At 59.9% G+C, this 10,215-nt stretch carries 7 protein-coding genes; 2 read left to right on the top strand and 5 right to left on the bottom strand.

All coding sequences use genetic code 11. From position 1 onward, the window contains the following. Nucleotides 1–187: 187 nt before the first annotated feature. Nucleotides 188–883, top strand: a complete 696-nt coding sequence (gene aqpZ / locus ACP7EE_RS15140) for an aquaporin Z (protein WP_426235050.1) — start codon at nt 188–190, stop codon at nt 881–883. 15 nt (nt 884–898) lie between these two features. On the opposite strand, the gene ACP7EE_RS15135 is transcribed toward aqpZ, so the two are convergent. Then, on the bottom strand, nt 899–2,023 hold the full coding sequence (locus ACP7EE_RS15135; RefSeq protein ID WP_426235049.1) for a GNAT family N-acetyltransferase: 1,125 nt from the start codon (nt 2,021–2,023) through the stop codon (nt 899–901). A 280-nt stretch (nt 2,024–2,303) separates the two neighbouring features. Here ACP7EE_RS15135 and ACP7EE_RS15130 point away from each other — a divergent pair, with 280 nt between their 5' ends. After that, nucleotides 2,304–3,626, top strand: coding sequence for a putative porin (locus ACP7EE_RS15130; protein ID WP_426206690.1), 1,323 nt, complete (start codon nt 2,304–2,306; stop codon nt 3,624–3,626). Between the two features lie 122 nt (nt 3,627–3,748). Here ACP7EE_RS15130 and ACP7EE_RS15125 read toward each other — a convergent pair whose 3' ends face one another. From ACP7EE_RS15125 to hrpA, 4 genes are all read right to left on the bottom strand, one after another. Next, nucleotides 3,749–3,988, bottom strand: coding sequence for a zf-HC2 domain-containing protein (locus tag ACP7EE_RS15125; RefSeq protein WP_426235048.1), 240 nt, complete (start codon nt 3,986–3,988; stop codon nt 3,749–3,751). Beyond that, nucleotides 3,982–4,596, bottom strand: coding sequence for an RNA polymerase sigma factor (locus ACP7EE_RS15120; protein WP_426235047.1), 615 nt, complete (start codon nt 4,594–4,596; stop codon nt 3,982–3,984). The genes ACP7EE_RS15125 and ACP7EE_RS15120 overlap by 7 nt, the downstream gene beginning before the upstream one ends. Before the next feature lie 70 nt (nt 4,597–4,666). Further along, a complete protein-coding gene (locus tag ACP7EE_RS15115; RefSeq protein WP_426206688.1) occupies nt 4,667–5,788 on the bottom strand; it encodes a beta-ketoacyl-ACP synthase III in 1,122 nt (373 codons plus the stop codon). Between the two features lie 227 nt (nt 5,789–6,015). Next, nucleotides 6,016–9,927: an ATP-dependent RNA helicase HrpA gene (gene hrpA / locus ACP7EE_RS15110; protein ID WP_426235046.1), complete on the bottom strand. Its 3,912-nt coding sequence runs from the start codon at nt 9,925–9,927 to the stop codon at nt 6,016–6,018. Nucleotides 9,928–10,215: the final 288 nt, after the last annotated feature.

Raw genomic sequence — 10,215 nt, 5'->3', positions numbered from 1 at the left:
CGTGCCGCAGCTCCTACACGGTCATCTGTAGGAGCTGCGGCACGCTGCGATCTTTGCTTTTACGGCTGCTGGAAATCCGCACAAAGCCTGCTGTACTCAGCCAAGGCTCCGGAATGGAACCTGTAGTAAGTCTGCAGGATGCACAACGCAATACAGTCTCGATAGCACAGCTATCAAGGACTCTCTCATGTCACTGTTCAAGCGTTCAGTCACTGAGTTGTTGGGTACGTTCTGGCTGGTTTTGGGTGGTTGCGGCAGCGCGGTGATTGCCGCGTCTTCACCATTGGGCATCGGCGTGCTGGGAGTGGCGCTGGCGTTTGGTCTGACGGTGCTGACCATGGCGTTCGCCATCGGTCACATCAGCGGTTGTCATCTCAATACGGCGGTATCGGTGGGTCTGTTTGTCGGCGGTCGATTCCCGGCCAAAGAGCTGCCCGCGTATATCATCGCTCAGGTGATCGGCGGGATTCTCGCAGCGGCGTTGCTCTATTACATCGCCAGCGGCAAGGAAGGTTTTGATCTCGGCGCAGGGCTGGCCTCCAACGGTTATGGCGAGCATTCGCCGGGCAAATACTCGATGGCGGCAGGCTTCGTCACGGAGTTGGTGATGACGGCGATGTTCGTGGTGATCATCCTCGGCGCCACCGATAAACGCGCTCCAGCGGGACTGGCACCGATTGCCATCGGCTTGGCCCTGACCCTGATTCACCTGATCTCGATCCCGGTCACCAACACCTCAGTCAACCCGGCGCGCAGCACTGGCCCGGCGCTGATCGTCGGCGGCTGGGCAATCGCGCAGTTGTGGATGTTCTGGGTTGCGCCGCTGCTGGGTGCGGTGATTGGCGGGGTGACTTATCGCTGGCTGGGCAACGAGGACCGTTGAAGATATTGGCGAGGATCACGCTTGCCGATAAGGCAGCGCGCTCCTCGCTTCTTCCGCGTAGGCGAGAACACCGGCACGTTCCTGCTGCAGGAAATCCTTGACCGCCGCTTTCAGACCCGGATGACGCAGGTAATGCCATGAGTGGGTGATCACCGGTTCAAAGCCGCGAATCAGCTTGTGTTCGCCCTGCGCACCGGCGTCGAAACGCTGAAAACCCTGGGCAATTGCGTAGTCCATGCCCTGATAGAAACAGGTTTCGAAATGCAGTCGATCGTACTCGGCGAGACAGCCCCAGTAGCGCCCATAAAAACTGTCGCCACCGACCAGACTGAAGGCCATGGCCACCGGCCGTGAACCGTGTTTGGCCAGCACGACGCGGATCGATTGCGGCATGCGTTCGGCCAGCAGGCTGAAGAATTCCCGCGTCAGATACGGCGTTTGCCGACGCACCGCGTAAGTATTGGCGTAGCAAGCGTAGACAAAATCCCACTGCGCCTCGTCCAGCTCACGGCCCTCCAGCCACTCGAATTCGAAGCCCTGCCCCGCCACTTGCTCACGCTCCTTGCGCATCTGCTTGCGCTTGCGCGAACTGAGCACGTCGAGGAAATCCTGAAAGTCGCGATAGCCGCGATTCTGCCAGTGGTACTGACAGCCGATGCGTTGCAGCCAGCCCGGTTGCTCGGCCATGGCGGCGTCGGTGAACGCGTCGGTAAAGTTGATGTGCGCGCTGGAAAGTTCTTCGATTTCCAGATAACCCGGCAGGCTCTTGAGCAGCTCAAAACCGTCCTCGACATTGGCCGCCAGCAAGCGTGGGCCGCTGACCGGACTGAACGGTACGGCGGTCAACAACTTCGGGTAGTAATCAATGCCGGCACGTGCGCAGGCGTCGGCCCAGGCGTGATCAAACACGTATTCACCGTAGGAATGCCACTTGCGATAACTCGGTAACGCGGCGAGCAAACGCCCGTCTTCGACGTGCAGCAAATGCTCCGGTTGCCAGCCTGAATGTGGACCGACACTGCCACTGTCCTCGAGTGATGAGAGGAATGCGTGGCGCAGAAACGGCTGGTTTTCCGGTACCAGAGCATCCCATGTATCCGATGCGATTTCCGACAGTTTGTGCAGACGTTGCAGCGGCATTTTCCACTCCGGTTCCTGGCATGACAGCTCGCCGAGTATCGCTGATTGCCCACTCAAAGCACACGAGCAATCGCAGGACAGCGCTCTAGCCCGATAGTTCTCGTCAAATTCGCATCGTCATCATCCTGCCATCATCGTGCCACTGCTCTGTCATAAACCATCGCGATACTGGCGCCTGTTTTTAGAGCGCCGGGTTCTAGCCGGCCACTGTTTTCCGACCGTTAAACCGTCGGTTGTGCCCAGGATGGTTCAGCCATCCCTCTTATCTTCGGAGATTGCTATGCGTCTTGCTTCCACGAAAACTGCGGCGGCCCTGTGCGGTGGCCTGTTGCTGGCCATGAGCGTTCCGGCCAGTGCCGCAGTCGACGCCAAACTGCTCGACATGCTCAAGGCTAACGGTTCGATTTCCCAGGCGCAGTACGTTGAACTGCAAACCGAACTGGCCAAGGATCAGAAGACCCAGCAAATCGCGCAGCAGGCGCAGCAAGAGACCAACGAGCAGATCGCGGCGACCGCGAAGAAAACCAACGAGCTCAGTTCCTTCGACCAGAAACTGGCCTGGGCTGCCAAGACCCAGTTCAAGGGCGACGTGCGTATCCGTCAGGAAACCATCAAGATCGATGGCGAGCCGAACAATGGCGGCCGCGACAAGGATCGTCAGCGCATCCGTGCCCGTCTCGGTGCTTACACTGAAATCAACCCGCAAGTCGATACCGGCATTCGTATCGCCACCGGCGGTGGCGATGATGCCCGCTCGACCAACCAGGATCAGGACAACTACTTCGACAAGAAGCAGATCTGGCTCGATCTGGGCTACATCGACTACCACCCTGACGCAATCAAAAACCTGCACGTGATCGGCGGCAAGATGTTGCAACCGTGGGTCAGCATGGGTGACGTGATCTGGGATGGCGACATCAACCCGGAAGGTCTGGCGGTCACCTACAAGTATCCGTTGGGTAACAGCGCCGAACTGTTCGGTAGCCTGGGCAACTACAACCTCAAGGACAACGTTGACGGCGACGGCGTGCAGTTCCGCCACGACCTGCGCTTGACCGCTGGCCAGTTGGGCAGCCGCCTGGCAATCACCGACAACCTGAAACTGACCGTGGGCGGCAGCGTCTACGCCTACCAGAACGACGAAGACAGCCGTTGCACCGGCACGTCGACGCCATGCGCACTGGCCGTCAACGGCAACTCGGCGAACAACGAATTCCGTCTGTACGAAGGCTTCAGCCAGCTCGACATCGGCGGTCTGCCAATGCCGCTGTCGTTCTACGGCCAGTACGTGAAGAACAACGACGCTGTGACCGATCAGGACACTGCATGGTTGCTGGGTGCCAAGTCGAAAGTCTTCGGTTTCAACCTGGACTACAACTATCGTGACGTGCAGCGCAATGCTGTGGTCGGCGCCTTCACCGATTCGGACTTCGCCAACGGCACCACCGGTTCACGCGGTCACAAGCTCAAGGTCGGCTACGACATCGACAAGAACTTCGCCGTCGGCGCTACGTACTTCCTGACCAAGGCCGACTTTGCAAGCCGTACCCAACGTGATGCAGATGCCAACACCCTGCAGCTGGATGCGGAAGCCAAGTTCTAAGAAACGGCACTTTTAGCCTGGCGTGGGCGGGACGATCCCCATCATCCGTTCGTTTCGCCCACGCTGGGCTGATTATTGCACCTGTGGCGAGGGAGCTTGCTCCCTCGCCACAACAGCCGGGTTCAGAGGTTGTCATCCCGTCGTAGCTTGGCCAGGCGTTCGGCCAGTGCATCCACATCCTCTTCCAGCGGTTTTTCCGGCATTGCCTTCAACGTCGCCTGCATCACGCGCATCTGGCGCATGAAGCGTCGGCAGTTGGGGCAGAACATCAGGTGATGACGCACCATCAGCTTTTCGCGAAAGCTCAGTTGATCGTCGAGATAATCGCTGGCGCGGGCCACTTGCTCCTTGCAGGTCAACATTCTCCCGTCTCCTCAAAATGTTCCACGGTCGCGAAGACCTTCAGACGTGCGCGATGCAGCAGCACGCGGACATTGGAGAGCGATATCTCCAGAAGATTACAGATCTCCTCCAGCTCCAGCCCCTGCCGTTCACGCAGCAGCAATACACTGCTTTGCAACTCCGAAAGACTGAGCAGCGTGTGCTCGAGGCATTCGCGCAACTCGCCTTCGGTGAGCAAGGCTTCCGGAGTGTCCTGGTGCCAGGCGAATGGCGCTACCAGCCAGTGGCCGTCGCCGGGTGAAAATCGGTCGTCATCGATGGTGCCATGGGGCGAGGGCAAATCGTCGAGCAACACTTCGCGACGATTGAGCTTGTAACGGCTCTTGGCCGCGTTGGCAGTGATGGTCAGCAGCCAGGTCTTGAGACTGGAGCGACCTTCGAAACTGCCGATGTGTCGAACCACCGACAGCCACGCGTCCTGCACCACTTCTTCGACGTGCCGCTGGCCGACAATTGCGTAGGCCACCGCGCGCATGGGGCTTTGATAGGTGCGGACCAGTTCCTTGAAGGCTTGTTGTTCGCCGGCCAGCAGGCGTTCGAGCAATTTTCCGTCATCCGCTACGGGCATTCAGACCTCGAATCAATTCAGGCGCAAATACGATGTGGCGAGCGAGCTCGCCACAAAGGAAACGCGTCAATCAGCGCTTGCGCAGAATCACGCTACCAATCGAGTAACCCGCACCAAACGAACTCAGCACCGCCAGCGAGCCGGAGGCCAGATCGTCCTGATATTTGTGGAACGCAATCACCGAACCGGCAGAGCTGGTGTTGGCGTAGGTGTCGAGGATCACCGGCGCTTCTTCTTCGGTGGCTTCGCGACCGAGCAACTTGCGCACGATCAGGTGGTTCATGCTCAGGTTGGCCTGATGCAGCCAGAAGCGTTTCACGTCGCCGACGTTGAGCTGGTTCTCTTGCAGATGTTCAGCGATCAACTCGGCAACCATCGGGCAGACATCCTTGAACACCTTGCGGCCTTCCTGCACGAACAGTTTGTCGCGGGCGCCAACACCCTCTTCCGCCGCGCGGTTGAGGAAGCCGAAATTGTTGCGGATGTTGTTGGAGAACTTGGTCAGCAGTTTGGTGCTGACCACGTCGAACTGGTGCTTGGAGGTGGCCAGATCGGCGCGTTCAATGATCACCGCAGTCGCAGCGTCACCGAAGATGAAGTGGCTGTCGCGGTCACGGAAGTTCAGGTGACCGGTGCAGACTTCCGGGTTGACCATCAGGATCGCCCGGGCCTGGCCGAGTTGAATGCTGTTAGCCGCCTGCTGGATGCCGAAGGTCGCCGAGGAGCAGGCGACGTTCATGTCAAAACCGTAGCCCTGAATGCCCAGTGCTTCCTGGACTTCGATGGCGATCGCCGGGTAGGCGCGTTGCAGGTTGGAACAGGCGACGATCACGCCGTCGATGTCGGCGGCAGTCTTGCCGGCGCGCTGCAAGGCTTGCTCGGCAGCGCCGATGGCCATCTGGCAGAGCACCGACCATTCGTCGTTGGAACGCTCTGGCAAACGTGGGGCCATGCGCGCCGGGTCGAGAATGCCTTCCTTGTCCATGACAAAGCGGCTCTTGATCCCGGAAGCCTTTTCGATGAACGGGGCACTGGATTCGGTCAGGGCCTGAACTTCGCCGCTGGCGATAGCATCGGCGTTGTCGGCGTTGAACTGCGCGACGTAGGTATTGAAAGACTGCACCAGCTCTTCATTGGAGATGCTGTTGGCCGGGGTGTACAGGCCGGTGCCGCTGATGACGACATTATGCATGGTCGTTTCTCTGATCTGTTCAGGCAGAAAGCGCTGGCACCGACGTACCAACACATAAAGGGTCTATTCCCATCCGGGGGACGCAAACCTGGTATCGCTTTATTCCACTACGCGACCGGGCAAAAGGCTCTGGGTCGCGAAACCGGTGTTTATGGGGGCGAAGTTTGCCATAAACCCAAGGTTTTGGCCCCTTTCTCAACAGCAACGCAGAACCCGGTGGAGAGGGACTAAGGTTCCACCTGAGTCCATTGTTTATTCAGGCGCTTGTCGGAGATCGGTACTTTCGTCCCCAACTGCTGGGCAAACAGCGAAACCCGGTATTCCTCCAGCCACCAGCGATAAAGCTCAAGCTGCGGATCGCGCTTGCCTTCCTGTGCATGTTTCGCCGCGCGAGTCTGGTATTGCGCCCACAGGCCAGCCAGTTCGCCACTCCAGACCCGATCCTTCTGCACTTGCGCGCCAAGCTTTTCGAAACGCTGCTCGACCGCTTTCAGGTAACGCGGCAGCTCCTTGAGCCATTGCATCGGCGTTTCCCGGACGAATCCCGGATACACCAGATTACTCAGCTGTTGCTTGATGTCGTTCAGCGCCACAGCCTGGGCCAGATCGATCTTGCCCTTGAAGCGTTTTTGCAGACCGTGCCAGATCTTCAGAATCTCAAGGGTCAGGCGCGCCACGCGTTCGGCGTGCTCGGTCCAGCCACCGCGCTTGCGCTCGGCGAGTGCTGCGAGACCAGCGCCGTCACGCGGCAACGGGTCTTCGCCGTCGAGAATGCAGTTGTCGACACTGGCCAGCAGAATGTCTTCGACCAGTGCGTCGATCCGCCCGAGCTCGCGATACATCAAGCCCAGCTCGGTCATGCCCGGTAACTTGCCGCGCAGGAACTTGGCCGGCTCGGCCAGTTGCTGCATCAGCAGGCGCTGCAAGGCGCGACGATGCTGGAACTCGGCTTCGGCCGGCGTCGAGAAACGCCCTTCCTTGACCGTGCCGCCCTCTTCCACCAGCGCCGGATACACCGTCATCGACAGCCCGGCGATCTTCTGCTGAGTCTTTTCCGCCACCGGGGCGAAGACCTTGGCCTCCACCGGTAACTGACTTTTCGCACTCTGTGGCACGGCCAACGCAGCCTGGCTGGCTTCAGCGAAACGTGCAGTCAGCTCAGCCAGATCGCGTCCTTCGCCAAGGAACTTGCCTTGGCCGTCGACGATTTCCAGGTTCATCCGCAGATGCCCTTCTACCTGCTGCTCGGCCTCGGCCCAGGCTTCATCGCTGACCCGCGCGCCGGTCATGCGCAGCAATTCGCGGCCCAGCGCTTGCGGCAATGAACCTTCGGCGAAGCTCATGCGTTGCAACGCGGCTTTGATGAAGTCCGGCACCGGCACGAAATTCTTGCGCAACGCTTTCGGCAAATTGCGCACGAGGGCGATGCACTTGGCCTCGATCATCCCCGGCACCAGCCATTCCAGACGTTCCGGCGGCAGCATCGGCAACAGCGGCGCCGGCACGCGCAGGGTCACGCCATCGCGCGGATGATTGGGTTCGAAGTGATAACTCAGGGCCAGTTCCAGATCACCGATGTGCAGCGTGTCCGGGTAATGCTGGGCGGTGACTTCGCTGGCCTCGCGGGCCAGCACGTCTTCTTCGCGCATGATCAGCAGCTGCGGATCTTTCTGACTGTGAACCCGATACCAACTGTCGAAGGTCGCGGTCTGGTGAATCTCCGCTGGCAAGCGGGCGTCGTAGAAGGCGAACAGGGTTTCTTCGTCAGCCAGAATGTCGCGACGCCGAGCCTTGGCTTCCAGTTCGTCGAGCTGTTCAAGCAACTGTTGGTTGGCGCTCAGGCATTTGGCGCGAGACTGAATCTCGCCGCGCACCAAGCCTTCGCGGATAAACATCTCACGCGACACCACCGGATCGACCGGCCCGTAATGCACCGGCCGACGACCAACCACAATCAGCCCGAACAGGGTGATTTGTTCGAAGGCCACGACCTGACCGCGCTTCTTCTCCCAGTGCGGTTCGAAGTGGTTTTTCTTGATCAGATGCACGGCCAGCGGCTCGATCCAGTCGGCGTCGATCTTCGCCACCATGCGCGCATAGAGCTTGGTGGTTTCCACCAGCTCGGCGGCCATCACCCACTGCGGACGCTTCTTGCCGATACCCGAAGACGGGTGAATCCAGAACCGTCGCTGGCGCGCGCCGAGGTAATCGCCGTCCTCGGTTTTCTGCCCGATCTGGCTGAGCAAACCGACCAGCACCGCTTTGTGCAATTTCGGATAATCCGCCGGCTCTTTATTGACGGTCAATTGCAGGTCGCGGCAGATCAGACTCAGTTGCCGATGGGAGTCGCGCCACTCGCGCAGGCGCAAGTAGTTGAGGAAATTCTTCCGGCACCAGTTGCGCAGCGGGCTGGCGGTCAACGCCTGACGCTGTTCTTCAAAACCGCGCCACAGATTGACCAGCCCGGCGAAGTCCGAGTCGATGTCCTTCCATTGCGCGTGGGCCTGATCAGCGGCTTGCTGACGCTCCGGCGGTCGCTCGCGCGGGTCCTGAATCGACATGGCACTGGCGACGATCAACACTTCTTGCAGGCTGCCGAGCTTGGCCGCTTCGAGCAGCATGCGCCCCATGCGCGGGTCGACCGGCAGGCGCGCCAACTGGCGGCCGAGCGGCGTCAGTTGACTGTTGCGATCCACTGCCGACAGCTCTTGCAACAGGTTGAAACCGTCGCTGATCGCCTTGCCATCCGGCGGCTCGATGAACGGGAAATCGGTGATCTCGCCGAGGCGTAAGTGCAGCATCTGCAAGATTACGGCGGCAAGGTTGGTACGCAGAATTTCCGGATCGGTGAATTCCGGACGGCCGATGAAGTCTTCTTCGCTATAGAGCCGGATGCAAATGCCCGGCTCGACCCGGCCGCAGCGACCCTTACGCTGGTTGGCGCTGGCCTGGGAGATCGCCTCGATCGGCAAGCGCTGCACCTTGGCGCGATAGCTGTAACGGCTGATGCGCGCGGTGCCGCTGTCGATCACGTAACGGATGCCCGGCACGGTCAGCGAAGTCTCGGCAACGTTGGTCGCCAACACTACGCGACGGCCCGGATGCGACTGGAAAATCCGCTGCTGCTCGGCCGGCGATAAGCGCGCGTACAGCGGCAGGATTTCGGTGTGCTTGAGCTGGGCCTTGCGCAGCATGTCGGCGGCGTCGCGAATCTCGCGCTCGCCGGGCAGGAACACCAGCACATCGCCGGGACTGCGGCGTTCGCTGCGTTCGTAAGAAGCGATTTCGTCGAGGGTGGCGAGAATCGCCTGATCCACCGTCAGGTCGTCTTCGACCCGGTTGCCCTCCTCGTCCTGCTCCAGGGTCAGCGGGCGATACCAGGTGTCTACCGGAAACGTGCGGCCCGAGACTTCGACAATCGGCGCATCGTCAAAGTGTTTGGAGAAGCGCTCCAGATCGATAGTCGCCGAAGTGATGATGACCTTCAGATCCGGGCGGCGCGGCAGCAGGGTTTTCAGGTAACCGAGCAGAAAATCGATGTTCAAACTGCGTTCATGGGCTTCATCGACGATGATAGTGTCGTAGCGCTCGAGGTGGCGGTCGTTCTGGGTTTCTGCCAGCAGAATGCCGTCGGTCATCAGTTTGATCAGGGTGCTGGAATCGCTCTGATCCTCGAAGCGCACTTGATAACCGACCAACGCCCCGAGCGGCGTGCCGAGTTCTTCGGCAACCCGGCTGGCGACACTGCGCGCAGCGATCCGGCGTGGCTGGGTGTGGCCGATCATGCCGTGCTGGCCGCGACCGATTTCCAGACAGATTTTCGGTAGCTGCGTGGTTTTACCCGAGCCGGTTTCGCCGGCGATGATCAGCACCTGATGCTGTTCCAAAGCCTTTTTGATTTCGTCACGCTTGGCCGCAATCGGCAGGCTGTCGTCGTAACGGATCACCGGCAGGCTGGCCTTTCGCGCCAGCACCTGATCGCAGGACGCCTGCATACGCGCCACCCACTGGGCCAGCTTGGCCTCGTCGGGTTTCTTGCGCAGCTCAAGCAACTGCCGCCGCAGCCGGTGACGGTCGGCGAGCATGGCGTGATCGAGGTTCTTCAGCAGTTTGTCGATGGAGGGCGATTCTTCGGTCATCGGGTAGGCAATTCGGTCGTCTATAGGCGCAGGGGGGCGATTGTCGCAGATTTGCTTGATGTTTGGCGTGTCAGGGGGATTGCCTGCCCTCGGCCGACCTGTGATATCGAGCCGAACTCAATTATTGAAAGCACTGAAGATCGGCTCCCTCTCCCTGGGGAGAGGGCTGGGGTGGGTAAATACCGGGTACATCCTTTACGTTTGAGACCGGGGACATGGTTTACAGGTATCAATCATGGTCAGGAGGTGCTGACCATGCCCTGGAATCAAGAGTCCCCGATGGATCAA

The sequence above is a fragment of the Pseudomonas sp. TWP3-2 genome (assembly GCF_049897765.1).
GTDB lineage: Bacteria > Pseudomonadota > Gammaproteobacteria > Pseudomonadales > Pseudomonadaceae > Aquipseudomonas.
This window is presented reverse-complemented; position numbering and strand designations above follow the sequence as displayed.

Excerpts from the sequence above, each read along its gene's own strand:
- ACP7EE_RS15115 (WP_426206688.1), bottom strand. The coding sequence starts at position 5,788 with ATGCATAATGTCGTCATCAGCGGCACCGGCCTGTACACCCCGGCCAAC.
- hrpA (WP_426235046.1), bottom strand. The coding sequence starts at position 9,927 with ATGACCGAAGAATCGCCCTCCATCGACAAACTGCTGAAGAACCTCGAT.
- aqpZ (WP_426235050.1), top strand. The coding sequence starts at position 188 with ATGTCACTGTTCAAGCGTTCAGTCACTGAGTTGTTGGGTACGTTCTGG.
- ACP7EE_RS15120 (WP_426235047.1), bottom strand. The coding sequence starts at position 4,596 with ATGCCCGTAGCGGATGACGGAAAATTGCTCGAACGCCTGCTGGCCGGC.
- ACP7EE_RS15125 (WP_426235048.1), bottom strand. The coding sequence starts at position 3,988 with ATGTTGACCTGCAAGGAGCAAGTGGCCCGCGCCAGCGATTATCTCGAC.
- ACP7EE_RS15135 (WP_426235049.1), bottom strand. The coding sequence starts at position 2,023 with ATGCCGCTGCAACGTCTGCACAAACTGTCGGAAATCGCATCGGATACA.
- ACP7EE_RS15130 (WP_426206690.1), top strand. The coding sequence starts at position 2,304 with ATGCGTCTTGCTTCCACGAAAACTGCGGCGGCCCTGTGCGGTGGCCTG.